Below are 23,356 nucleotides of genomic sequence, written 5' to 3'. Positions count from 1 at the left end.
GTTCGCTGAGAGGAAGCAGACCATGAAAAAGATCGAAGCCGTCATCAAGCCCTTCAAGCTCGACGAAGTGCGTGAAGCCCTGTCCGAAGTCGGGATCACCGGCCTGACCGTGACCGAAGTCAAGGGTTTTGGCCGCCAGAAGGGCCATACCGAACTGTATCGCGGCGCCGAATACGTCGTTGATTTCCTGCCCAAGGTCAAGATCGAGATCGTCGTCGCCGGCGACCAGGTCGATGGCGCCATCGAAGCCATCGTCAAGGCGGCCCGCACCGGCAAGATCGGCGATGGCAAGATTTTTGTCACCTCGGTCGAACAAGTCGTGCGCATCCGTACCGGCGAAACCGACGAAGCCGCGATTTAAGCCAAAATTTACGGTCGACCGTAAATCCAAGCCAAAAAGCCACCCGCTGCGGTGGCTTTTGTTTTTTGTGGTGGGCCGCCCTGTCGGTGAGCGCTTGAGCGCCTTGCGTCATTGACGCGGTTCTGAGCAAGCCTGGTGAGGAAGGCGAGCGCTGTCAGCGGCGAGGGCTGGGCTGAAAGCATCGGTGCTTTTGGGCGTTTTTTTGCCGTTTGCGCCGGTTGACCGTGGTTGTCGCTGGTGGGCGGTGGTTTAGCCGGTTTTTTTGCGGGCAGCGCGTAGCAGGACCAGCAGGGCGCCTTCGCCGCCGTCCTGTGGTTTGGCCTGGCAAAAGGCGAGGATTTCCTGGCGCTGCATCAGCCAGCCGCGCACCAGTTGGCGCAGGACCGACAGTTTTTGCGGCGAGCCGTGGCCTTTGCCGTGGATGACACGGATACAGCGCTTGCCCTGGTGCAGGCACTCGGCAAGAAAATGCGCCAGCTGTTCGCGAGCCTGGTCGCGGTTGCAGCCGTGCAGGTCGACTTCGCCCTGGATCACCCAGCGGCCTCGGCGCAGGTCGCGCAAGACGTTTTGCGCGACGCCGTGGCGCAGATATTGCGGCTCGTCGCCGCCTTCCAGCCGGTCCTGCAGCGCGATCAGTCCGAACAGGCTTTCGTGCAGTGCCGCTTGTTCGTCAGCGATGAATTGCCGGGCTTGCGGTGCCGGGCGGACGCTGCCGAGTTCGACCCGGTTGGGGTTGGGCAGCGGCTTGACCCCGTTCATTGCTACGTGGAAGGCGGCGAGCTCGGGGTTGAGCGCGCGCTTGCGCAGCACTTCCGGGTCTTCGCTGTTCCAGAAGGCAGGGAGCGGGGCTTCGCCGCGCTTGGCCGGTTTTTCTGCCGGCCCGCTTTCGCCGGCGCGCGGGGTGCGCGGTAGCGGCGCCGGGCGCGGGCGCCGGGTTTCGATGCGGTTGACCGGCGCCAGGGCTTGGGCGCCGGCAACGGCCGCACGAAAGGCGGCCAGGTCGTCCGGGTCGATCAAGATGCTTGCTGCGCCAATCAGGCCAGACCGAGGTTGTCGAGGTAACGCTCGGCGTCGAGCGCGGCCATGCAGCCGGAGCCGGCCGAGGTGCAGGCCTGCTTGTAAATCTGGTCTTGCACGTCGCCGGCGGCAAAGACGCCGGGAATGCTGGTCTGGGTAGCGTTGCCGTGGCGGCCGGATTCGGTGACCAGATAGCCGTTGTCCATTTCCAGTTGGCCCGCGAAGATGTCGGTGTTCGGCTTGTGGCCGATGGCGATGAAGACGCCGTGCACCGCAACCTCCTGCGTGCTGCCGTCCTGGGTATTCTTGACGCGCAGGCCGGTGACGCCGGAGTCGTCGCCGAGGACTTCGTCGAGGGTGTTGTTCCACAGGATGGTGACCTTGCCTTCCTCGACCTTCTTGAACAGCTTGTCCTGCATGATCTTCTCGGCCTTGAACTTGTCGCGGCGGTGGATCAGGGTGACGTGGCTGGCGATGTTGGCGAGGTAGAGGGCTTCTTCAACGGCGGTGTTGCCGCCACCGACCACGGCGACCGGCTTGTTGCGGTAAAAGAACCCATCGCAGGTGGCGCAGGCGGAAACACCCTTGCCCATGAAGGCTTCTTCGGAGGGCAGGCCGAGGTACATGGCCGAGGCGCCGGTGGCGATGATCAGTGCGTCGCAGGTGTAGGTGCCGGCGTCGCCGATCAGGGTGAACGGCTTTTGCGTCAGCTGGGTCGTATGGATGTGGTCAAAGAGGATCTCGGTGTCGAAGCGACGGGCGTGGGCTTCGAAATTGGCCATCAGTTCCGGGCCCTGAATGCCATCAGCCGCTGCCGGCCAGTTATCGACTTCGGTGGTGGTCATCAGCTGGCCGCCCTGGGCCATGCCGGTGATCAGCACCGGCTTGAGGTTGGCGCGGGCGGCATAGACGGCGGCGGTGTAGCCGGCGGGGCCGGAACCGAGAATGATCAGCGGGGTATGGCGGGGGGCTTGGGACATCGTGATCCTCTGACTCTGTGTTTGCGGGGAAGTCACGATTATAGCGCTTCCCCCGGTTCGGCTGTACGCTCGGCAACTCCTTGCAAACAGGTTTATAATTCACACGTAAGCCCATGAACGGAATAATGTTTTATGTCTGAATTCTTACTTTTGCCAGTCTCGCTCAAGACGGCTGGCGTGCGGGGCGGCAATTGAGCCAGGAACGCAAGCCGGCGGCCGCTGCCGCCAGCCAGTTGCCTGACCGGATTGGCAATCTGCTGCAGGAATCGCGCTGGTTTGCCGTGGGCGCGGTAGCTTTGTTCCTGACCCTGGCCTTGTGGGGCTTCGACAAGGGTGACCCGGGCTGGTCGCACGCAGTGGCAACCCAGTCCTTGCAGAACCCGACCGGGCGGGCCGGTGCCTGGATCGCCGATCTGCTGCTCTTCATTTTTGGTTTGTCCGCCTGGTGGTGGATCGTACTGCTGCTGATGTTCGTCTGGCGCGGCTTCCGCCGTCTCAACGCGCTGGAGCCGGCCGAGCAGCGGCCGCTTTATCTGGCGCTTGGCGGTTTCGTGTTGCTGCTGATTGGCAGCGCCGCCTTGGAAGCGCTGCGCTTTTATTCGCTGCGGGCCGAGTTGCCGCTCGGACCCGGTGGCATGCTCGGCGGCGAGTTGGGGCGGGCGCTTTCCGGGCAGATCGGATACACCGGTGCGACGATGCTGCTGCTGGCACTGATTGCCTGCGGCTGGAGCCTGTTTTCCGGGATGTCGTGGCTGTGGGCCTTTGAAAAGCTCGGTTTGATTCTCGAAACCCTGAGCGGGCTGGCTTACGGTCGGGTCGATACCTGGCGCGACCGGCGAATCGGGCGTGAAGTGGCGTTACAGCGGGAGACCATCGTCGAGGAGGAAAAGCGCCGGGTCGAGCTGCACGAGCCGATCATTATCGAGACTCCGGCGCCGGTGGAGGTGCCGGTCTCGAAGAAGGCGGAGAAGCGCGCCGAGCGCGAAAAACAGGCGGTCTTGTTTCCCGAGGCGGTGGTCGGCGGGCGCCTGCCGCCGCTGGCCTTGCTCGACCCGCCCCCGTCGACCACCGAAACGGTGAGCCCGGAAACCCTGGAGTTCACCTCGCGGCTGATCGAGCGCAAGCTGGCCGACTTCGGTGTCCAGGTCAAGGTCCTCGCGGCCTTGCCCGGGCCGGTGATCACCCGCTACGAAATCGAGCCGGCGGTTGGCGTCAAGGGCTCGCAGATCGTCAATCTGGCGCGCGACCTGGCGCGGGCGCTGGCGATGGTCTCGATCCGCGTGGTCGAAACCGTGCCCGGCAAGTCGTGCATGGCGCTCGAACTGCCCAATCCCAAGCGCCAGACGGTCAAGCTCTGCGAGATCATTTCCAGCGGTCCTTACAACAACCTTGCCAGCCCGCTGACCGTCAGCCTGGGCAAGGACATCGGCGGTCTGCCGGTGGTCGCCGATCTGGCCAAGATGCCGCACCTGCTGGTCGCCGGGACAACCGGTTCGGGCAAGTCGGTCGGGGTCAATGCGATGATCCTGTCGATGCTCTACAAATCCGAGCCGGAGCAGGTGCGCCTGATCATGGTCGATCCCAAGATGCTCGAACTGTCGATCTACGAAGGCATTCCGCACCTGCTGGCGCCGGTCGTCACCGACATGAAGCAGGCCGCTAACGCGCTCAACTGGTGCGTCGGCGAGATGGAAAAACGCTACAAGCTGATGTCGGCGATGGGCGTGCGCAACATTGCCGGCCTCAACAGCAAGATCAAGGAAGCGGAAAAACGCGGCGAGCACATTCCCAACCCGCTCAGCCTGACGCCGGAAGCACCGGAACCCTTGCAGAACATGCCTTTCATCGTCGTGGTGATCGACGAACTGGCCGACCTGATGATGGTGGTCGGCAAGAAGGTCGAGGAACTGATCGCCCGCCTGGCGCAGAAGGCGCGGGCCGCCGGCATTCACTTGGTGCTGGCAACCCAGCGGCCATCGGTCGATGTGATCACCGGCCTGATCAAGGCCAATATCCCGACCCGGATCGCCTTCCAGGTCTCGAGCAAGATCGACTCGCGCACCATCCTCGATCAGATGGGTGCCGAGGCCCTGCTCGGGATGGGCGACATGCTCTATCTGGCGCCCGGCACTGGCTACCCGACGCGGGTCCATGGCGCTTTTGTGTCCGATGACGAAGTGCATCGCGTGGTCGAGCACCTCAAGTCGCTGGGGGCGCCGGAATACGTCGAGGACATTCTCAGCGGTGCCGGCGGCGATGACGAGGGCGGTGGCGGCGATGGCGAGGGTGGTGGCGATGCCGAGCAGGACCCGCTGTACGATCAGGCGGTCGAGGTGGTGTTGAAGAACAAGCGGGCCTCGATCTCGCTGGTGCAGCGGCACTTGCGCATCGGCTACAACCGTTCGGCGCGACTGGTCGAAGCGATGGAAAAGGCCGGGCTGGTGTCCGGCATGGATGGCCGGGGTGGGCGCGAAGTGCTCGCCCGGCGCGAATCTGAAGAATAAGGCCGAGGATGAAAAAAGCCCTTAAATCGTTGTCGACCGTGGCAGCCTTGTGTTTCGGCCTGGGGCTGGCGCCGGCCAGCCTGGCGGCGACCGCCGTGGAGCAGTTGCACGACTTTTTGCAGGCCACCCGCACCCTGCGCGCCGACTTTACCCAGAACGTGCTGGCCAAGGGCGGACGCAAGCCGCAGTTGTCGTCCGGCACCGTTGCGATCTCGCGGCCGGGCAAGCTGCGTTGGGAAATTCTCAAGCCTTACCCGCAACTGATCGTTGGCGACGGTCAGAAAATCTGGATTCACGATCCCGAGTTGCAACAGGTAACCGTGCGCAAGGCCGGGCAGGCGCTGGGCAGCACGCCGGCGGCGCTGCTCGCCGGCAACAACGAACTGGAAAAGAATTTCAGCCTGCGCGAAGCCGGGCAGGGCGATGGCCTGAACTGGGTCGAAGCAACACCCAAGGCGACCGACAGCGGCTTCGAGAAAATCCGCATCGGTTTTGCCGGCGGCGAACTCAAGGCGATGGAATTGTTCGACAGCTTCGGTCAGACGACGCTGGTCAATTTCAGCCGCATCGAACGCAACCCGGCGCTACCGGCCAGCGCCTTCCGCTTCACTCCGCCGGCCGGCACCGACGTGGTCGGTGAGTAAGGGGGTTGGCGAGTAGGCCGGCGGAGCGCGCCGGTCTTGCCGTGAAGGCATGGTTTTCAGTAAAAACCACGGTCGACCGTGTTTTTTGCCGTTTTTCAGGCCGTTTCGTTGCTCAAATTCGGGATCGGTTCAGCCGGACTGGCGGCTTCCCGGTAGTCGCAGCGGCTGCCCTTACGCCGGCAGTGCTGGTCAGCCGTGCGCCAATGGCCGCCATGGCTGAGGCAGCCGGTCTGGCAAATCACCGCATCGGCCTCGGCCCAGGCCGCATCGAGTGCCGCCCGTAGCCAGTGCACTTCGGTCGTCCGCCGCAATAACTCGCCATAAAGGCGCAGCTGCTGAGCCTCCAGTTGTTCGATTTCCCGCGCCTGTACCTGCAACTGCTGCGAAGTGCGCAACTGCGCCGAAGCCAGATGCCGCAACAGGCAGGGCAACTCCCGCTCGCAAGCGACGACGGGGGAAACGGGCAGGGCAGAAACGGGATGGGCCATGACGTGCGTGCGCAGAAAAACAGGCTGGCTGGCGACGGCTGGCTGGGCCTCAAGGCGGGAATGAACAATCAGCGTGACCGCCGTTCGGGTGGGGGCCTGAATGAAGGCGGTCAGGTGCAACTATAGTGGGATTTTTCTGGTCTGGCAATAAGAATGATTCTCAACTGTAGCTTGTTGCAAATCCCAATCGAGATCTTCATGTCGATCTGTCCGGTGGCGTCGATCATCGCCCATCGAGGACTGAACAGGGGCGCCGGGCGCAGAGCGCAGAGCAGTTAAACCCCCCAGTGTTCATCGGGAGCGGTGGCGACAGTGGGGGCTCCGTGGCTCAGACGCCAAGCGGAGCCCGGTCGATCAGCGATAGCGTTTGATTGACCTGGAAAATCTTGCCATTGACCGTCGCGATGCCGAATTCCCGCAAGCGTTGCCTGTGCATGGCCAGGTAGGCTTCGGCGGCAGCCTGGGTGCTGAACAGGTAGATGCCGCCTGCTTCGCCGTCAGCCTGGTTCTCGGTCCAGATTTTCCAGATCAGCTCCGGTTCGTTGGCGATCGACTCGGCCAGGCCGCGCAGCGCCGAACTCAACTCGTCACCCCAAGGGCCGGGAAACGGGAAATCGACTTGCAACAAATAAGGCATGCAACTCTCCTCGGGAAAATAAGGAAAACGCTTTGTTTGCGGGGCGACCGGCGAGGGTTTTTGCCCATCGCTCCGGTCGACCGTGAAAACCTGAATCTCAGCGCAGTTTCAGTTCCTGCAGGATGGTGGTCGAGATTTCCTCGATCGACTTGGTCGAGGAGTCGAGCCAGCGGATGCCTTCGCGGCGCATCATTTTTTCGGCTTCGGCGATTTCGTAGCGGCAGTTGGTGAGCGATGCGTATTTGCTGCCGGCGCGGCGCTCTTCGCGGATCTGGGCGAGGCGCTCGGCCTGGATGGTGAGGCCGAAGAGCTTGCTGCGGTGGCGTTCGAGGGTGCCGGGCAGGCGGCCGCGGTCGAAGTCTTCCGGGATCAGCGGGAAGTTGGCGGCCTTGAGGCCGAACTGCATCGCCAGGTAGAGCGAGGTCGGCGTCTTGCCGCAGCGCGAGACGGCAACCAGGATCACGTCGGCTTCTTCGAGGTCGCGGTCGGTGATGCCGTCGTCGTGGGCGAGGGTGTAGTTGATCGATTCGATCCGCTTCTTGTATTCCGAGCTTTCGGCCGAGCCGTGCGAGCGGCCGACGGTGTGGTTGGATTTGACGCCGAGTTCGGCTTCGAGCGGCGACAGGAAGGTGTCGAAGTAGGACAGGCAGAAGGCATCGGCCTGGTGCACGATGCTCGAGAGTTCCGGGTTGACCAGCGTGGTGAAGACGATGGAGCGCATGCCGTCGGCTTCGCCCTGGGCGTTGATGCGGGCGACGGCTTCCTGCGCCTTGTCGACGTTATCGAGGAAGGGGATGCGGATCTGCTTGAATTCGACGTCCTCGAACTGGGTCATCAGGCTGTGGCCAAGGGCTTCGGCGGTGAGGCCGGTGCCGTCGGAGACGAAGAAGACGGTACGTTTGATCGGATTGGGCATGGCGGAAAACTCGGGCAAGGAGGCGGGAGGCGGCTGCAAGGGCAAGAGCCGCCGACGATATCGCGATTTTACCCCGGCCGCCGCCGATCCGCCCCGGAGCGAGGGAAAACCCGGTTGTAGTCGGCCGATGGCAGGTGCAGGGCGGCCTCCGTAGCGAGCACACGGTCAACCGCCGAACAGCGCATTTTTTGGAATTCAATGTCAATTGCAAGGTGCCAAGACGAATTGCCGGCTAGCTGACGATTTTGTTAGCTATCACTTTTGACAGGTCATTTTTGTTGAATTTGTTGTTAACATCGTTGCCGCAAAAAAACAAATGGCATAAATGAAAGGGTGCGGCCCGATGATTGAAACGGTAGATATCTTCCCGTGGGAAGACAGTTTTTGCACAGGAATCGAGATCATCGATACGCAGCACCGGCGCCTGGTTGAACTGATCAATCTGCTTGCCGGGCGGGTGGCGTTTCGTTCCGAGGATATCGAGGTCGGGGAGATTTTCGATGGTTTGCTGGAGTATGCCAGCTACCATTTTTCGACCGAGGAGGCGATCTGGGCCGAATATCTGGCCGGAGAGGATCTGGAGCAGGCGCATTCCGACACTCATCGCGGCTTTGTCGAAAAAATCGCCGGCTTGCGCGAGGTGCTCGATGGCGGCCGGATCGATGGCGTTGCCGAAGAGGCATTGGGCTACCTGGCGCGCTGGCTGGCCTCGCACATTCTCGAAAATGACCGCTACATGGCGCAGGTGGTCCAGGGCATCGGCCAGGGGCTGTCGCTGACCATTGCCAAGCAGCGGGCCAATGAAAAAATGAGTGGCGACGGTCGAATCCTGATCGACATCATCCTGTCGATTTACGGCAACCTTTCGGCCAATACCTTGCGGTTGATGCGCGAAATCGCCGAGCGCAAGCAGCGCGAAGGCGAACTGGTGCAGGCCAGAATCCGCGCTGAGTCGGCCAATTTCGCCCGCAGCAGGTTTCTCGACAACATCAGCCATGCCTTCCGCACGCCGCTGAATGCGATCATGGGGATGGGGCAGTTGCTCGCCGATCCGAATTGTTCAGCCGCCGAGCGGCAGGATTTCACGCGGGTGATTATGGACTCTGGCCAGGAGTTGCTGGCGCTGGTCGATCATTTGATCGGCCTTTCCGAAGTCGATGTGGTGCGGATGAATCTGGAGCGGCGGGTCTTTGATGCCGCTTCCCTGCTCCATGCCTGCCATGCGCAATACCTCGATTTACTCGAACAAAAGCAGTTGCCGTGCGAATTGCGGGTCGCACCGGGAACCGGACGCTATGCCGGCGACAGCCGGAAACTGCTCGAAATGCTGGGTAATTTGCTCGACAACGCGATCAAATTCACCGCTCACGGCCGGGTTGAACTGGCGGTGCAGGAAATCCGTCAGGATGCCGGGCGGGCCTTGCTCGAATTTTCGGTCAGCGATACCGGGATCGGAATCGAGGCAAGCGATCAGGAATGGTTGTTCCAGGCCTTTTCGCCGCATTCGCTGAGCAGCCCGCGCAAGAACGAAAGTTGCGGCATCGGTCTGGCAATCGTGCGCAGCCTGGCCGAACTGATGGGCGGCGCCGTCGGACTGGAAAGCCAGCCCGGTGTCGGCTCGCGTTTCTGGTTCACCGTCTGGCTCGAAAGCGTCGACGCGCCCCGCATTCAGCGCTCTCCCAGTTTACACAGCGCCAGCGCGTTGATGCAGTAACGCAGGCCGCTCGGCCCCGGCCCGTCGGGAAAGACGTGACCGAGGTGGCCGTCGCAGACGGCGCAGGTGGTTTCGACTCGCTGCATGCCGTGGCTGGCGTCGGCATGGTAAGCGACGGCATTGGGCGTCACGGCCTGGGTGAAGCTGGGCCAGCCGCTGCCGCTGTCGAATTTTTCGCCGGCATCGAACAGTTCGCTGCCGCAGCCGGCACAGGCGTAGCGGCCGGGGCTGAAAACCGTGCACATCCCCGAACTGAAGGCGCGCTCGGTGCCTTTCTGGCGCAAGACGTAAAACTGTTCCGGACTCAGCCGCTGCCGCCATTCGTCGGCGCTCAGCTCGACCCGGCGCGGCGGCAGCGGGTTGCCGTCGCGCAGCTGGCGCAGGATGCCGGCCCAGGTCAGCACGCCGGCGGGCGCGGCGGCCGGCACCGGCTGGCGGCGCAGATAGTCGATCAGGCCGGCGGCATCGACCGCAAAGTCGTTGAAGAGGACCACGCCCTGCGGGTCGATCAGGATGAACCACGGGGTTCCCGCGCTGCGGTAGTGCTGCATCAGCGTCGATAGCCGGCCGTCGGCGCCGGCATCGTGGGCAAAGGGGATGCCCAGCGCGTAGCGCAGCTGGTTGGCAAAGCCGCGCTCGCGGGTATTTTCCGCGTGTTCCTCAAAAACCGTCTGGATCGCGGCACAGGCAAGCAGGTCGGAGCCGCGAAAAGCGTCGACGATGGTCTGCAAGGTGGGAAAACCGCGCTGGTGGCAGCCGGGGCAGTTGTCCTGAAAGCAGAACAGCAGCTTGTAGCGGCCGGGCAGGGCGGTGAGTTCGAGGCCGGCGAGCGGCTGGCCGCTGGCATCGCGCCAGTCGCGGATGCCGAGTTCCGGGGCAAGTTGGCCGACGATGCCGGCGGGGCGTGCGTTCATGGTCGTCTCCTGAGCGGCGGCTCAAGTGCCGCAGAAGGTGCGGTAGTTAGCGGTGACCGCTGCCGGGGCCGGTTCAGCGTAGGCAGCGTGCTCGGGGTTCTCAGTACATGGGGCGCGCAGTGCGGCGAGGAGTTGCCGGCAAGGTTCGAGGTCGAAATGCTCGCTGGCGGCAGCAAGGGCTTCCTCGACGCGGTGGTTGCGCGCGATCAGCCAGGGGTTGGCGCGGCGCATCGTCTCAAGCAGGGCGGCGTCGCGTTGCGGCTGGCGCGCCTGCCAGCGCTGCTGCCAGGCGGCGAATTCGCCGTCGTCGGCCGCGAACAGCCGGGCCAGGGGTGCCGGCTGACCGGTGGCGTGGTCGTAAAGGGCGCGGAAGGCGAGGGTGAAGTCGAGCCGGCGGGCGTGCAGCAGCGCCAGGAAGTCCTCGGCCAGCGCCCGGTCGAGCGCGGCGGATTTTTGCCCGTTTTCACGGTCGACCGTGGTTTTGGCCGGATTTTGCTCACTCGCCAGCCCGAGCTTGGCGCGCATTACCGTCAGCCATTCCGCCGCCAGTTGCTGCGGGAAGGCGGTGATGACTGCCGTCGCCAGTTCGACCGCCCGCGCTTGCTCCGGGTCGATCAGCGGCAGCAGGGTTTCGGCAAAACGGGCAAGGTTCCATTGCGCGATCTCGCCCTGGTTGCCGTAGGCGTAGCGGCCATGGGTATCAATCGAGCTGAACACAGTATCCGGGTCGTAGGCTTCGAGGAAGGCGCAGGGGCCGTAGTCGATGGTTTCGCCGGAGAGGGTCATGTTGTCGGTATTCATCACCCCGTGGATGAAGCCGACGCCGAGCCAGCGCGCGACCAGCGCCGCCTGGCGGGCGCAGACCGCCTGCAGCAGCGCCAGGTAGGGCTGCGGGTGCTCGGCCAGCGCCGGGTCGTGGCGGAGCAGGGTGTAGTTGGCGAGTTGCTCGACCGCCTGCGGCCCCTGGTGCGCGGCAAAGAATTCGAAGGTGCCAACGCGCAGGTGGCTGGCGGCGACGCGGGTCAGCACCGCCCCCGGCAGCGCCCGTTCGCGGCGCACCATGTCGCCGCTGGCGACCACCGCCAGCGCTCGCGTGCTCGGAATGCCAAGCGCGTGCATGGCCTCGCCGATCAGGTATTCGCGCAATGCCGGGCCAAGCGCGCATTTGCCATCGCCGTTGCGCGAGAACGGCGTCCGCCCCGAGCCCTTGAGGGCAATGTCCCGGCGCCGGCCGTGGCGGTCGATCACTTCGCCGAGCAAGAGCGCCCGGCCATCGCCCAGGCGCGGCGAAAAGCCGCCGAACTGGTGCCCGGCGTAAGCCTGGGCCAGCGGCGCCGAACCGGCCGGCTCGGCATTGCCCGATAGCGCCGCCAGCCCTTCGGCGCCGCGCAGGCGGGCGGGATCGACGCCGAGTTCTTCGGCCAGCGCATCATTGACCAGCGCCCAGACCGGCTTGCTCGCCGGCTCGGCCGGCCAGCGGACATAGAAACCCTTGAGGTCGCGGGCGTAGGTGTTGTCGAAGGCGAAGAGCGGCGGAGTCGGGGGCATGGCGGTTTTTTCGTGATCTGGAGAGTCGACCGTGGCAGGCCGGCGCGGTTCGACCGGAATGCCGCTCCGAGGTTCCGGATCGGCCGGCCGCGTTGCAGCTTGCATGCCGAGCGCAATTCTTGTCTATCATCTGGCTTCCTTTGACCAGCCTATCGTCGGTGATCCGCTCATGAAAGAAAATCGCGTCCATTCCCAAGCCGGGATTCCCATGCTGCTGACGGCGCTGGCTGCGCTGGTCAGCGGCGGCGTCCTGCTCTCGTCGTCGCCCTTGCAAGCCTTGCTCGGCCTGCTGCTGCTCTTTGCCGGCTTGTTCGTGCTGCCTGGCCTGTACATGCTCGAACCCAACCAGTCGGCGGTGCTCAGCCTGTTCGGCCGCTATGTCGGCACCGTGCGCGAGGACGGGCTGCGCTGGAACAATCCGCTCTACCACAAGCGCAAGCTGAGCCTGCGGGTGAGAAATTTCGAGAGCAGCAAGCTCAAGGTCAACGACCTCGAAGGCAGCCCGATCGAGATTGCCGCCGTGATCGTCTGGCAGGTCGCCGATTCGGCCGAGGCGGTGTACAACGTCGACGACTACGAGAGCTTCGTCCATATCCAGTCGGAATCGGCCTTGCGTGCGATGGCCACCAGCTATCCTTACGACGCCAGCGAAAGCGGCCAGGTCGCGCTGCGCAGCCACCCGCAGGAAATCTCGCACCACTTGCAGGAGCAACTGGCCGAGCGCCTGGGCAAGGCCGGCGTGCAGGTGATCGAAGCGCGTATCAGCCACCTCGCCTACGCGCCGGAAATCGCCCAGGCGATGCTGCAGCGGCAGCAGGCCAACGCGGTGATCGCAGCGCGTTCGCGGATCGTTGCTGGCGCAGTGGGAATGGTCGAAATGGCGCTCGCCGAACTCGACAAGAACGGCCAGGTCAAGCTCGACGAGGCGCGCAAGGCGCAGATGGTCAGCAACCTGCTGGTGGTGCTGTGCAGCGAACGCGGTTCGCAACCGGTGATCAACGCCGGCAGCGCTTCCTGAGGCATGCCGCCGGTCGTTGCGTCGGCGACGGCAAGGCGGCATGACCGGCCGGTTGCCTTCTTCCGCTTGCAGGTTGCCAACTAGGTGATTCAACCTGGCTTGGCCAGCGCCAGCAGCCCGGCGCCGAGCAGCATCCCGGCGATGCCGAGGCCGCGCAGCGGCGAGATTTTTTCCTGCAGCAGCCGGCTGCCGAGCAGAACGCCCCCGAGCATCGACAATTCGCGCAGCGGCGCGACGTAGCTGAGCGGCGCCCGGGTCAGCGCGATCAGCACCAGGCTGTAAGCCAGCGGCGAAAGGATGCCGACGGCGACGATGGCCCGCCACTTGCCGCGCCATTCGGCGAGCAGCAGGTCGCGGCGGCGCAAGGCCTGCGGCAGCAACAGCAGGTTGCGGACCAGCAGGCTGAGGCCGTAATACAGCAGCGGCGCCAGCCCGAGCACCTTGATCGCCCAGCCGTCGAGCACGGTGTAGGCGGCGATGCTGAGCCCGGTCAGGCCGCCCCAGAAAATTCCGGCGCGCAGCCTGGGCGAGCGGCGGACTTCGGCCAGACCGGAAAGCAGCAATATCCCGAGCAGGATCGCGGCGATTCCGGCCAGCCCGGTCGCGCCCGGCGCTTCGCCGAGCAGCAGCACCGCGCCGACGACCGAGAACAGCGGGCCGCTGCCGCGCGCCAGCGGATAGACCAGCGAGAAATCGGCGGCACGGTAGCCGCGTTGCAGGATCAGCGAATACACCGCGTGGATCAGCGCGCTGGCGCCAATCGCCGCCCAGGCGGTAAGGCCGAGCGGTGCCGGGTGGGCATACCAGGCCTGCAGCGCCAGCGGCAGGCAGAGCAGGCTGCTGACCAGCCCGTAGAGGGCGACGAAATACAGGCCGCCGCCGACTTTCTTCGAAATCAGGTTCCAGCTGGCGTGGCAGAGCGCGCCGGCGATCACCAGTGCCAGGGCGAGCGGGTCCATCGGCTATTTGCCGCCCGGCTGGCGGAACTGCTCGGGCACGATGCCGTGGCGGGCGAGCTTGTCGTAAAAGGTCTTGCGCGGTGTGTGCAGGGCTTCGGCGGCGGCGACGACATGGCCGTGGCTGCGTTGCAGCGCGGCGATCAGGATCGCCTTTTCGGCGGCGTCGACCTGCTCGGCCAAGGAGCCGGCGCCCGGGAAGATCGCGCCAGCGGCGGCCGGCAGTGGCGCCAGGCCATCGGGCAGGCCGAGCGCCCAGCGGTCGGCAACGTTTTTCAGTTCGCGCACATTGCCCGGCCAGGGGTGTTGCTGCCAGCGGGCGAGGTCGGCCGGCGTCCAGGCGGCGAGCGGGCGTTGGTAGCGTTGTGCGGCCTCGGCGAGAAAGTGGCCGAGCAGGAGCGGGATGTCTTCGCGCCGCTGGCGCAGCGGTGGCAGGTCGAGGCTGACGACGTTGAGCCGGTAATAAAGGTCGGCGCGGAAGCGGCCGGCGTCGGCTTCGCTTTTCAGGTCGGCCTTGCTTGCCGCGACCAGACGCAGGTCGACTGCGACGCCGGTATTGCTGCCCAGGCGTTCGACGCTGCGCTCCTGCAGCACGCGCAGCAGCTTGACCTGCAGGTTGAGCGGCATGGTCTCGATTTCGTCGAGAAAGAGCGTGCCGCCGCTGGCGTGCTCGATGCGGCCGATACGGCGCTTGCCGGCGCCGGTAAAGGCGCCCGCCTCATGGCCGAACAGCTCGCTCTCGAAAACGCTTTCCGGCAGCGCGCCGCAGTTGATCGCGACAAAGGCGCCCCGGCGGCCGCTGGCTTCATGCACGGCGCGGGCGACCACCTCCTTGCCGGCGCCGGTTTCGCCGTTGATCAGCAGGTCCACGCCAGTCGGCGCCAGCGAGTCGATCAGTTGGCGAATTTGCTGGATCGCCGCCGACTGGCCGACCAGGCGCTGGCTGCCGGCTTCGCCGAGCAAGGCGCGCAGGCGCTGGTTTTCCTGCTGCAGCCGGCGTTTTTCCAGGCCGCTCCTGACCGCCGCGATCAGGCGTTCGGAGGGGAAGGGTTTTTCGATGAAGTCGTGCGCGCCTTCGCGCATCGCTTCCACCGCCATCGCTACGTCGCCGTGGCCGGTGATCAGCAGTACCGGCAGTTCACGGTCGAACTGGCGCAGCTCGCGCAGCAGCGAGAGCCCGTCGCGCCCGGGCAGGCGCACGTCGCTGACCACCAGCGCCGGGCGCTCCTGCGCCAGCGCCTGGAGCAGGCTTTCGGCGTCGGCAAAGGCGCGTACCGGCAGGTCGGCCAGGCTCAGCGCCTGGGCGCAGCCCTTGCGTACCGCCGGGTCGTCCTCGACCAGAAAGACCGCATCGTCAGCCATGCAGCACGTCCTTGGCGTAGCTCGGGCGGTCGAGGTCGCAGGTTTCGACGCTCAACTGGATTTCGCCGCCGGGGATGGGGATTGCGGCGGGCGCTGAAGCGGGGACGGAATTTTGCCCATTTTCGCCGTTGACCGTGGATTTCAACGCCGCCAGCAATTGCGCCGCCAGTTGTCGCCGTTCGTCACCGCTGCGCCCGGAGAGTAGCGCGATGCGGAGATGGGCGAAGGCACGCGGGGCGACCTCGACGCCGATGCAGAATTGCTCGCAGGCCAGCGCCCGGCTCTTGATGTCGGCTTCGCCGAAGAGACCGCTGGCGAAGGCGGCACGGTTGATTGCGGCAAGCGCGGCGGCGGGGTTGAAGGCGGGGGCCAGGGTGGCGAGATTGGCGCTGTATTCAAGCGTCAGGTGCGGCATCGGAATCTCCTTCGGGCGAAACGGCGGGCAGGGTCAGCACGAATTCGGCACCGCCGCCCGGCGCATTGCGGGCACTCAGTGTACCGCCGTAGCTCTCGGCAATGGTCTGCGAAATCGCCAGGCCGAGGCCGAGACCGGCGCCGGCCGGCTTGGTGGTGAAAAAGGGTTCGAACAGGTGGTGGCGCGCCTCGTCGCTGAGGCCGGGGCCGTCGTCGCGGACGCACAGATCGAGCCGGCTGCCGTCGTCGGGGTTGCGCCGGCAGCTGACTTCGACGCGGGGCGCGGCGTGGTCGGCAACGGCGTCGAGCGCGTTGCGCAGCAGGTTGATCAGGATCTGCTCGACCCGCCCGGCTTCGGCGATCACCTGTCGTGCCGGATCGGCGTCGGGGACGTGGATGCTGGCGCCGAGTTCGCGCCGGCGCGGTTCGACGATCAGCAAGGCGTGCTCGATGGCGCTATCGACGCTGACCGGCTGCGGCGTCGGCGCCTCCTTGCGGGCAAAGCTCTTCAACTGGCGGACGATGCGGCCGGTGCGCCCGACCAGGTCGGAGATCAGTTGCAGGTTTTCCGCCGCTTCGTCGAGGCGGTTGCGCTTGAGCAGCGCCTGCGCGTTGTCGGCCAGGGTTTGCAGCGCGGCCAGCGGCTGGTTGAGTTCGTGGCTGATCCCCGCCGCCATCTGGCCGAGGGTGGCGAGTTTGCCGGTTTGCACCGCCGCATCGCGGGTTTCGCGCAGGATCGCCTTGGTCCGTTCGAGGGCGGCGATTTGCGCGGTGAGGTCGGCGGTGCGTTCGGCGATCCGCGTTTCCAGGCTGGCGTGGATGCGCCGCAACTCCTCGCGGCGGCGGGCGCGCTGGCGCAAGTGCGCGGCCAGCCCGAGGGCAAAGGCGCAGGCAAAGGCCGTCGCCGTAGCGGCGGCCAAGGCGGCAGTGCGCGCCTCGCCCGGGTCGCCGAGCTGGACCAGGCGCCAGCCGTGCTTGCCGACCGGCCGGCTATGCACCAGGCGTTCGCGTGGCCGCTCTTCGGGCAGCGCCAGGCGGCTCAGGCCCGCTGCCGGCAGCGGGCGGTCGGCGAGCAGCGGCGGTGCTTGTTCGCCATATTGCTTGCTGTCGCGCAGCCGGGCCAGCACCTGCTCGGGCAGTGGCGTCAGGCTGCGGTAGCGCAGGCGGCGGGCCGAGGCGAGGAAGACGATGCCGTCGGCGTCGGCCAGCAACAAGGGGTCGCCGCCGTTGGCCAGCGCCTGTTCCAGGCTTTCCAGACCGATCTTGAGCACGATCACCCCGCGCAGCTGCTGGCTCCGGCGGATCGGTGCGGCCAGGAAGTAGCCCGGCTCGCCGGTGGTGACGCCGACGCCGTAAAAGCGGCCGAGGCCGTGCTCGACTGCATCGCGGAAATAGGGGCGGAAGGCGTAGTTGTGGCCGACAAAACTGAGCGGCTGGCGCCAGTTGCTGGCGGCCAGGGTCAGCCCCTCGGCGTCGATCAGGAAGGCTGCGGCAACCTGTGCATTCTGCTGTGCGGCTTCGAGATAGGCGTTGGCGGCGGCCAGCCGGGCCGGGTCGCGCGGTGCGTCGAGCAGCGCGCTCAGGGTCGGGTCGAGGGCGAGCAGGCCGGGCAGCGATTCGTGGCGGGCCAGCGCCGCATCAAGCGACAGCGCCAGCGCGTCGAGGCGCTGCGCGGCATGCTGGCGTTCCTGGTCAAGCAGGTAGGCAAAGAGGCTGCGATAGGTGAGCAGCGCAAGCAGCAGGCATAGCGCCAGCGCCGCTCCGGCAAGAAAGGCGGGGCGGCGCAGCGCCGGGGGAGGGAAGGCGGGTGGGGTCACCCGCGCATCCTACCGATTTTTGCCATTTTTCTCAGTCGACCGCAGCCAGCTTCATTTCGGCGGCAGCATGGCGTTGCTGCTCCTCCATCACCAGCCGGCCGAGTTCGCGCTTGAGTTCGTTGAAGGCTGGCGAGGCCGGGTCGCGCGGACGTGGGAGGTCGACATAGTGGTCGCGCTTGACCGTGCCGGGGCGGTAGGTCATGACCACGATGCGGTCGGCCAGGTAGATCGACTCTTCAATCGAGTGGGTGACGAAGAGGATGGTCTTGCCCAGCTTTTCCCAGATGCGCAGCAGCTCGTCCTGCAGGTTGCGCCGGGTCAGCGCGTCGAGGGCGCCGAAGGGCTCGTCCATCAGCATGATCGGCGAGTCGAGCGCCAGCACGCGGGCAATCGCCACCCGCTGGCGCATGCCGCCGGAGAGGTCCTTGGGGTAGCGGTCGCGGAAGTCGCTCAAGTGCAGCAGGTCAAGCAGTTGCTTGACGGTGAGGTCGATCTCGGCCTTTTCCTTCTTCTGCACTTCGAGGCCGAAGGCGATGTTCTGGGCCACCGTCATCCACGGGAACAGCGCGTATTCCTGGAAGACCATGCCGCGATCCGGGCCGGGAGCGAGGATGGTCTGGCGGTCGATGATGATCTCGCCGGACGACGGCGGCTGGAAGCCGGCCACCGCGTTGAGCAGCGTCGACTTGCCGCAGCCCGAAGGCCCGAGCAGGCAGACGAATTCGCCCGGCTTGATCGTCAGGTTGATGTCCTTGAGCGCAGTCACGTCGCCGCCAGGCGTCTTGAACACCTTGTGCACGTTGTTGATCAGGATGGGGCTCATGTTCAGTGCTCCAGGCCGCGATGCCAGCGCAGCAAATGGTTGTTGAGGCGGCTGACGGCGGTATCGATGGCCAGGCCGAGCAGGCCGATGGTGATCATGCCGGCGATGATCTTGTCCGACCACATGAACTCGCGGGCTTCGAGAATGCGGAAGCCGAGACCGTCATTGACCGCGATCATCTCGGAAACGATCACCACGATGAAGGCGGTGCCGATGCCGATGCGCACGCCGGCCAGGATGTAGGGCGTGGCGGCGGGGAGGATGACACGGGTGAACATCGTCCATTGCCCGACCCCGAGGTTGCGCGCGGCGCGGATGTAGATGCCGTCGACCTGGCGCACCCCGGCGATGGTGTTCATCAGCACCGGGAAGAAGGCACCGATGGCGATCAGGAAGAAGGACGGCGGATTGCCCAGGCCGAACCAGAGGATTGCCAGCGGAATGTAGGCAATCGGCGGAATCGGCCGCAGGATCTGCACCAGCGGGTTGAACAGCGCGTAGATGCGGGTGTTGGCGCCCATCAGCAAGCCCAGCGGCAGGGCCAGGCCGGCACCGATGACGAAGCCGGCGACCACCCGGTAGAGGCTGGAATAAGCGTCGTGCAGCAGTTCGCCCGACAGCGCCCAGGCCAGCCAGGACTGGCCCGGCTCCTGGGCTTGCGTCGGCAGCAGGTAAGCCCACCATTTGGCGGCCACCGCTGTCGGCGCCGGCATGATCACCTCGGAAAACAGCCCGGCACGCGAACCGGCTTCCCACAGCAGCAGGAGCAGCACCGGCACCAGCGCGCCCTCGAAGAAGGATTTCAGCTTTTGCATCGCGCGCTCACTTCACCTTCAGTTCGGCCTTGGCCTTTTGCAGCAGGTCGAGTTTGACCCACTCGGCAGCCTTGGGCGGCTTCTGCATGCGGCCGACGCCATATTTGTTCATGAACTCGGTGGTGATGTCGATATGTTCGAGCGACACGTCGTAGGTGTAATCGGCGTTGTCCATCGCGTCCTGGAAGTCCTGGGCGCTGATCTGGCCCTTGAACATCTGCTCGCGCACGTATTTTTCGGCCAGCGCCGGGTCCTTGTTGAACAGCGCGGTGGTTTCGACAAAACACTTCATCAGCCGCTGCGCCACATCCTTTTTCTCGGCATACATCTTCTCGGTCATCACCAGCAGGCGCACCGGCTCGCCCATCTTGGTGCCGTAGGGCTTCATGATCTCAACCCCGAACTTCTTGTTCAGCGCCTGCGACGACTGCGGCTCGGACTGGCACATCGCGTCGATCTGCTTGGCCGCCAGCGCCTGGTTCAAGTCGGCAAAGGCGAGGAAGACGATCTGCACGTCCTTGCCCGGCTTGTCCGACCAGCTCAGGCCGGCCCTTTCCAGCTCGGCGTAGAGCAGCAGCTCGTGGGCGCCGCCGCGCGTGACGCCGACCTTCTTGCCCTTGAGGCCCTGGATGTCCTTGATCCCGGTCTCGCTACCGGCGACCAGGCGGGCGCCGCCCTTGGCAAAGCCGGCGACGGTGACGATGGACACGCCGTTGGCACGGCCGGCGATGGCGCCGTCCGAAGCCAGCGCGGCGATGTCGATTTCACCGGCGACGATGGCCGGCATGATGTCCGGCCCCTTGGGGAACATCCGCTCCTCGACCTTGAGGTTGTACTTGCCGCAAGCTTCCTTCATGTACGACACCGCGCCGTAATGCGCGAACTTGAGGTTGCCCAGGCGCACCACATCCGGCGCCTGCGCCGCCGCCGGCGCGGCAAAGGCCAGTGCCAGCGCGGCCAGCAAGCTGCAGTTCAGGGTTTGTGCTTTTTTCATGATCGACTCCTCCAGTGGAAAACAGGTCTCCTCCCATTGCAGGAGCCGTGCCACCTCGGTGCTTTCGATGCAAGTGACTGATTTTTGATGAATTCCACGGTCGACCGTGGAACAGGGCAGAAACCGGTCTGTGTGGAATTGGCGACGGCCGGGCCGGGCGCTGTGCGGAAAATCGCACAGCGGGGGCGGCAGAGTGCCGGATCGCCTTATGTCATAATTCAGGATGCTTATGCGAGATGTATTGCGCGACCTGGCCGCCTTCCCCCTTACGCCTCGCCGCCCCGCCGGGCGGCGGTTTTTTGCCTGGAACGCCGAATGAAAAAACTGTTGCTCTACGCCCTGTTGCTGCTGGTGGGCTGGAAGTTGTCGCTCAAATTCCTCAACGCCGCACCACCACCGCCCCCGGCCGAACCCGACGAGCCCGCCGCCGTCAGCCACAGCGCACCGGCCGCCCCCAGCCGCGCCGCCGAGCTACCGGCCGCACCCGAGCCGCTTGCCCCACCAGCCGCCACGCCGCCGGCCTGGCGCAGCGAATCACCGAGTCAAAACTTCCGCTGCGACGGACGCACCCACTGCTCGCAAATGACCTCCTGCGCCGAAGCCACCTACTTCCTCAAAAACTGCCCGAATACCAAGATGGACGGCGATGGTGATGGCGTGCCGTGTGAGCAGCAGTGGTGCGGGTGAGGGGGGGCAGATTCCTGTTGTGAAATCGCTGGTGGCAGATCACAGGAGCCCGTGTTCTTGACTGGTTCGAGTCGTTCTTCGGCGGTTCTGTGTCGAGGTGGAAGGGGGACGGCTGGTGGTTGGGGAGGCTGGCTGTTTGTTGCGGTTGATCTATGGCTGTTCGTTGGCCAAAGCAGTCGATAATCTATCGTCCAATATCTGATGGCTTTACGTCGCTTTGTTGCCGTTCAAATTGGAAACATCCCCGGGGCATTTATCTGCTTTTGCCAATCAGCCCACAAGATGTATGCAAATTCAATTTTTGTGCGTAGATATAATGTGAGAGAATTTGCCAAACTTGGCAATCCAAGAGCAACATCGGCAAGGACCGTGAAATGGCAGACCATAAAGACGAAATACTGACCCTTGAAGAAGTTGCTGCCTACCTGAAAGCAGGCAAGCGAACTGTTTACCGGCTCGCCCAGCAAGGCGATATACCCGCCTTCAAGCTCGGCGGGACATGGCGTTTTCGCCGTGACGAACTGGATCGCTGGATTGCCGCCAGTATCGAAAATAAAACAAAGCAAGGGGAGTGCTGATGCGTCATTTCCATACCTTTAATCATTTCATGCAATACGCAGGGAACCGCCGTGTCTCGACTTACTGACCTGCTGGCTCGTACCAAGGCCAAGGATGCACAACTAGGTGCCGACCTGGAACGGGAGTTTAAAGCTCTGTCTTCACGACTACCTTTCGGCCTGAACTTTGAGCGCCACAGCCCCGAAGCCGTTGAATTACCGCTACGCCCAATTCGAAAGGGTGACAAGGTTCGCGTCCTTCCCGAGCGAGGGGCGACCAAGAAGGGCGATCAGCGCCTATGGCAAGTCAAGGCTATTCACAAGGCCAAGAACATCGCCGATCTAGAGCTACTGGGCTCGGCTGAAGTTGAAATGCAATCCGTCGCGCTAGATGATCTGGTAGTCGTAGCCGAATTCCGCGACACGATTTACCCGGGCCTAGTCAGTACCGGCAAGGTAGAACGAGGTGGCGACAAGCCATTTCATACGGTCATCAATGGTGAGAACTACCATGTGCTCAGGGCGTTGACCTACACACACCGTGGCAAAATAGATGCCATTTACATTGACCCGCCTTACAACACCGGCGCGAAGGATTGGAAATACAACAACGACTACGTTGAGGGTGATGATCTCTATCGTCACAGCAAGTGGCTGGCGATGATGGAGCGGCGTTTGCTGGTGGCAAAGGAGTTGCTGAATCCGGCGGACTCGGTGCTGATCGCGACCATCGATGAGAAAGAATACCTGCGTCTTGGACTGCTACTCGAACAAATATACGAGGGCGCCAAAATTGAAATGGTGTCTTCTGTCATCAATCCAAAAGGAACAGGCAGGTCCGGTGATTTTGCGCGGACCAACGAGTTCCTTTTTTTCGTGCGATTTGGATCTGCGAAAGTAGGCGGCATGCCTGATGATGCAGATGTAGGGGCCGAGGTTGGCTGGGAGACTATGCGTCGACGTAATCTCGCTTCTGTCCGCGGCAGAAAGGGGAAAGGCGCTTGTGGGCCTAATCAGTTTTTCCCAATCTTTGTAGATGCCAAGACGGGCGCAATAGTCGGGCGCGGTAACCCATTGCCGCCTGATACCTTGCGTGAAACCATTGCCCCCCCCGAGGGGGCTGTAGCTGTATTTCCCGTTCGTCCCGATGGCACAGAAATGAATTGGGAATACACAGATTCCGCTTTTGACAATTGGTGGCCAAAGGGTTTTATCCGCGCAAACGGCAGAAAAGATGAGCCGCAGCCTTACATCATTCAGCATCTACCCAATAAAGCCAGAAAAGAAATTGCCGCTGGTACGGCTGTTATAGAGAGAAGACGTGAAGACGGTTCTGTGGTTGCGAAGTATGTTGACGCAACTTTGAAACACGTGACAACGCAATGGGATTTCACATCGCACAGTGCTGAGCACGGAGGAACGGGAATACTGAAATCTGTTATCCCTGAGCGAAGGTTTCCATTCCCGAAATCTTTGTATGCTGTTGAAGACTCCCTTCGTTTTTTTGTAGGGGGGAAATCCAATGCCATCATCCTCGACTTCTTCTCCGGTTCCGGCACCACAGCCCACGCCGTAATGCGTCTGAACCGTCAGGATAGCGGTCACCGCCAGTGCATTTCGGTGACAAACAATGAAGTGGCTGCCGATGAGCAGAGAGCACTGCGTGAGCAGGGCTTGCGCCCTGGTGATGCCGAATGGGAAAAGCATGGCATCTGTGACTACATCACCAAGCCCCGCGTTGCCGCCGCGATCACGGGCAAGACGCCAGATGGCGAGCCAATCAAAGGCGACTACAAATTTACCGATGAATTCCCAATGGCCGACGGGTTCGAGGAAAACGCCGAATTCTTCACGCTGACCTACGAGGCCAAGAGCGCAGTCAATCACAACCTGGCCTATGCCCGCATTGCACCTTTGTTGTGGCTGCGGGCTGGAGCCCAAGGTCGGCGCATCGACAAACTGCCTGCCGAGGGCTGGGAAGTGGCTGACAACTACGGCTTACTGACGGAAGTGGATCAGGCCACGCCATTTATCCACGCTGTGAGTAAAGAAAGCCTGCGCGTTGCTTATATCGTTACCGACGACGACCGCCGTTTCCAGGCCATTGCCAAGCGCTTGCCTGATGGCGTCGAGCCCGTGCGTTTATACGAGTCCTATCTGACCAATTTCAGCTTCACAAATGGGGAGTAA

General features: G+C 63.8%; 22 protein-coding genes. 8 read left to right on the top strand and 14 right to left on the bottom strand.

All coding sequences use genetic code 11. From position 1 onward, the window contains the following. Positions 1–22 precede the first annotated feature (22 nt). Positions 23–361, top strand: a complete 339-nt coding sequence (locus VX159_RS08665) for a P-II family nitrogen regulator (protein ID WP_371322492.1) — start codon at positions 23–25, stop codon at positions 359–361. 249 nt (positions 362–610) lie between these two features. On the opposite strand, the gene VX159_RS08660 is transcribed toward VX159_RS08665, so the two are convergent. Both VX159_RS08660 and trxB read right to left on the bottom strand, forming a co-directional pair. Beyond that, entirely contained in the window at positions 611–1,378 is a 768-nt protein-coding gene (locus tag VX159_RS08660; RefSeq protein WP_371322491.1) for a Smr/MutS family protein, read from the bottom strand. 17 nt (positions 1,379–1,395) lie between these two features. Further along, entirely contained in the window at positions 1,396–2,358 is a 963-nt protein-coding gene (gene trxB, locus VX159_RS08655; RefSeq protein ID WP_371322490.1) for a thioredoxin-disulfide reductase, read from the bottom strand. Positions 2,359–2,549: 191 nt separating this feature from the next. Here trxB and VX159_RS08650 point away from each other — a divergent pair, with 191 nt between their 5' ends. Both VX159_RS08650 and lolA read left to right on the top strand, forming a co-directional pair. Beyond that, positions 2,550–4,862 (top strand): DNA translocase FtsK, encoded by a 2,313-nt coding sequence (locus VX159_RS08650; protein WP_371322489.1) that lies wholly within the window; start codon positions 2,550–2,552, stop codon positions 4,860–4,862. Positions 4,863–4,870: 8 nt separating this feature from the next. Beyond that, a complete protein-coding gene (gene lolA / locus VX159_RS08645; RefSeq protein ID WP_371322488.1) occupies positions 4,871–5,506 on the top strand; it encodes an outer membrane lipoprotein chaperone LolA in 636 nt (211 codons plus the stop codon). A gap of 95 nt (positions 5,507–5,601) precedes the next feature. Here lolA and VX159_RS08640 read toward each other — a convergent pair whose 3' ends face one another. The 3 genes from VX159_RS08640 to VX159_RS08630 form a co-directional block, all read right to left on the bottom strand. Continuing rightward, positions 5,602–5,994, bottom strand: coding sequence for a hypothetical protein (locus VX159_RS08640; protein WP_371322487.1), 393 nt, complete (start codon positions 5,992–5,994; stop codon positions 5,602–5,604). A 328-nt stretch (positions 5,995–6,322) separates the two neighbouring features. Further along, entirely contained in the window at positions 6,323–6,631 is a 309-nt protein-coding gene (locus VX159_RS08635; RefSeq protein ID WP_371322486.1) for a monooxygenase, read from the bottom strand. 97 nt (positions 6,632–6,728) lie between these two features. Continuing rightward, complete coding sequence (locus tag VX159_RS08630) at positions 6,729–7,547, bottom strand: pyruvate, water dikinase regulatory protein (protein ID WP_371322485.1); 819 nt, start codon at positions 7,545–7,547, stop codon at positions 6,729–6,731. Positions 7,548–7,890: 343 nt separating this feature from the next. Here VX159_RS08630 and VX159_RS08625 point away from each other — a divergent pair, with 343 nt between their 5' ends. Further along, positions 7,891–9,261, top strand: coding sequence for a bacteriohemerythrin (locus tag VX159_RS08625; RefSeq protein ID WP_371322484.1), 1,371 nt, complete (start codon positions 7,891–7,893; stop codon positions 9,259–9,261). Here VX159_RS08625 and msrB read toward each other — a convergent pair. Beyond that, a complete protein-coding gene (gene msrB, locus VX159_RS08620) occupies positions 9,216–10,175 on the bottom strand; it encodes a peptide-methionine (R)-S-oxide reductase MsrB (protein ID WP_371322483.1) in 960 nt (319 codons plus the stop codon). The genes VX159_RS08625 and msrB overlap by 46 nt on opposite strands. A 21-nt stretch (positions 10,176–10,196) precedes the next feature. After that, complete coding sequence (locus tag VX159_RS08615) at positions 10,197–11,723, bottom strand: YdiU family protein (RefSeq protein ID WP_371322482.1); 1,527 nt, start codon at positions 11,721–11,723, stop codon at positions 10,197–10,199. A 169-nt stretch (positions 11,724–11,892) separates the two neighbouring features. Here VX159_RS08615 and VX159_RS08610 point away from each other — a divergent pair, with 169 nt between their 5' ends. Further along, positions 11,893–12,741, top strand: a complete 849-nt coding sequence (locus VX159_RS08610; RefSeq protein ID WP_371322481.1) for an SPFH domain-containing protein — start codon at positions 11,893–11,895, stop codon at positions 12,739–12,741. 89 nt (positions 12,742–12,830) lie between these two features. Here the strand turns inward: VX159_RS08610 and VX159_RS08605 are convergent, their stop codons facing one another. The 7 genes from VX159_RS08605 to VX159_RS08575 are packed head-to-tail and all read right to left on the bottom strand — an operon-like array spanning position 12,831 to position 19,922. Next, entirely contained in the window at positions 12,831–13,700 is an 870-nt protein-coding gene (locus tag VX159_RS08605; protein WP_371322480.1) for an EamA family transporter, read from the bottom strand. A gap of 3 nt (positions 13,701–13,703) precedes the next feature. Further along, positions 13,704–15,059, bottom strand: a complete 1,356-nt coding sequence (locus VX159_RS08600; protein WP_371322479.1) for a sigma-54-dependent transcriptional regulator — start codon at positions 15,057–15,059, stop codon at positions 13,704–13,706. Then, positions 15,052–15,474: a 5-carboxymethyl-2-hydroxymuconate Delta-isomerase gene (locus VX159_RS08595; RefSeq protein WP_371322478.1), complete on the bottom strand. Its 423-nt coding sequence runs from the start codon at positions 15,472–15,474 to the stop codon at positions 15,052–15,054. The genes VX159_RS08600 and VX159_RS08595 overlap by 8 nt, the downstream gene beginning before the upstream one ends. Next, positions 15,455–17,290, bottom strand: coding sequence for an ATP-binding protein (locus tag VX159_RS08590; RefSeq protein WP_371322477.1), 1,836 nt, complete (start codon positions 17,288–17,290; stop codon positions 15,455–15,457). The genes VX159_RS08595 and VX159_RS08590 overlap by 20 nt, the downstream gene beginning before the upstream one ends. A 31-nt stretch (positions 17,291–17,321) precedes the next feature. Next, on the bottom strand, positions 17,322–18,113 hold the full coding sequence (locus tag VX159_RS08585) for an ABC transporter ATP-binding protein (RefSeq protein WP_371322476.1): 792 nt from the start codon (positions 18,111–18,113) through the stop codon (positions 17,322–17,324). 2 nt (positions 18,114–18,115) lie between these two features. After that, positions 18,116–18,928: an ABC transporter permease gene (locus VX159_RS08580; protein WP_371322475.1), complete on the bottom strand. Its 813-nt coding sequence runs from the start codon at positions 18,926–18,928 to the stop codon at positions 18,116–18,118. Positions 18,929–18,935: 7 nt separating this feature from the next. Further along, positions 18,936–19,922: an ABC transporter substrate-binding protein gene (locus VX159_RS08575; protein WP_371322474.1), complete on the bottom strand. Its 987-nt coding sequence runs from the start codon at positions 19,920–19,922 to the stop codon at positions 18,936–18,938. Positions 19,923–20,237: 315 nt separating this feature from the next. Here VX159_RS08575 and VX159_RS08570 point away from each other — a divergent pair, with 315 nt between their 5' ends. The 3 genes from VX159_RS08570 to VX159_RS08560 all read left to right on the top strand — a co-directional run bounded on the left by VX159_RS08570 (position 20,238) and on the right by VX159_RS08560 (position 23,356). Next, positions 20,238–20,609 carry an excalibur calcium-binding domain-containing protein gene (locus VX159_RS08570; RefSeq protein WP_371322473.1) on the top strand — a complete coding sequence of 124 codons (372 nt, stop codon included), beginning with the start codon at positions 20,238–20,240 and terminating at the stop codon, positions 20,607–20,609. Positions 20,610–20,983: 374 nt separating this feature from the next. Then, a complete protein-coding gene (locus VX159_RS08565) occupies positions 20,984–21,187 on the top strand; it encodes a helix-turn-helix domain-containing protein (protein WP_371322472.1) in 204 nt (67 codons plus the stop codon). Between the two features lie 51 nt (positions 21,188–21,238). Further along, complete coding sequence (locus tag VX159_RS08560; protein ID WP_371322471.1) at positions 21,239–23,356, top strand: site-specific DNA-methyltransferase; 2,118 nt, start codon at positions 21,239–21,241, stop codon at positions 23,354–23,356.

The organism is Dechloromonas sp. ZY10, assembly GCF_041378895.1.
Classification (GTDB): Bacteria; Pseudomonadota; Gammaproteobacteria; order Burkholderiales; family Rhodocyclaceae; genus Azonexus; species Azonexus aquae.
The sequence above is the reverse complement of the archived record's forward strand: the minus strand, read 5'-3'. Positions and strand labels throughout refer to the sequence as shown.

Coding starts and splice junctions, on each gene's coding strand:
- VX159_RS08665 (WP_371322492.1), top strand. CDS start 23: ATGAAAAAGATCGAAGCCGTCATCAAGCCCTTCAAGCTCGACGAAGTG.
- trxB (WP_371322490.1), bottom strand. CDS start 2,358: ATGTCCCAAGCCCCCCGCCATACCCCGCTGATCATTCTCGGTTCCGGC.
- lolA (WP_371322488.1), top strand. CDS start 4,871: ATGAAAAAAGCCCTTAAATCGTTGTCGACCGTGGCAGCCTTGTGTTTC.
- VX159_RS08640 (WP_371322487.1), bottom strand. CDS start 5,994: ATGGCCCATCCCGTTTCTGCCCTGCCCGTTTCCCCCGTCGTCGCTTGC.
- VX159_RS08635 (WP_371322486.1), bottom strand. CDS start 6,631: ATGCCTTATTTGTTGCAAGTCGATTTCCCGTTTCCCGGCCCTTGGGGT.
- VX159_RS08630 (WP_371322485.1), bottom strand. CDS start 7,547: ATGCCCAATCCGATCAAACGTACCGTCTTCTTCGTCTCCGACGGCACC.
- VX159_RS08625 (WP_371322484.1), top strand. CDS start 7,891: ATGATTGAAACGGTAGATATCTTCCCGTGGGAAGACAGTTTTTGCACA.
- msrB (WP_371322483.1), bottom strand. CDS start 10,175: ATGAACGCACGCCCCGCCGGCATCGTCGGCCAACTTGCCCCGGAACTC.
- VX159_RS08615 (WP_371322482.1), bottom strand. CDS start 11,723: ATGCCCCCGACTCCGCCGCTCTTCGCCTTCGACAACACCTACGCCCGC.
- VX159_RS08610 (WP_371322481.1), top strand. CDS start 11,893: ATGAAAGAAAATCGCGTCCATTCCCAAGCCGGGATTCCCATGCTGCTG.
- VX159_RS08605 (WP_371322480.1), bottom strand. CDS start 13,700: ATGGACCCGCTCGCCCTGGCACTGGTGATCGCCGGCGCGCTCTGCCAC.
- VX159_RS08600 (WP_371322479.1), bottom strand. CDS start 15,059: ATGGCTGACGATGCGGTCTTTCTGGTCGAGGACGACCCGGCGGTACGC.
- VX159_RS08595 (WP_371322478.1), bottom strand. CDS start 15,474: ATGCCGCACCTGACGCTTGAATACAGCGCCAATCTCGCCACCCTGGCC.
- VX159_RS08585 (WP_371322476.1), bottom strand. CDS start 18,113: ATGAGCCCCATCCTGATCAACAACGTGCACAAGGTGTTCAAGACGCCT.
- VX159_RS08580 (WP_371322475.1), bottom strand. CDS start 18,928: ATGCAAAAGCTGAAATCCTTCTTCGAGGGCGCGCTGGTGCCGGTGCTG.
- VX159_RS08575 (WP_371322474.1), bottom strand. CDS start 19,922: ATGAAAAAAGCACAAACCCTGAACTGCAGCTTGCTGGCCGCGCTGGCA.
- VX159_RS08570 (WP_371322473.1), top strand. CDS start 20,238: ATGAAAAAACTGTTGCTCTACGCCCTGTTGCTGCTGGTGGGCTGGAAG.
- VX159_RS08565 (WP_371322472.1), top strand. CDS start 20,984: ATGGCAGACCATAAAGACGAAATACTGACCCTTGAAGAAGTTGCTGCC.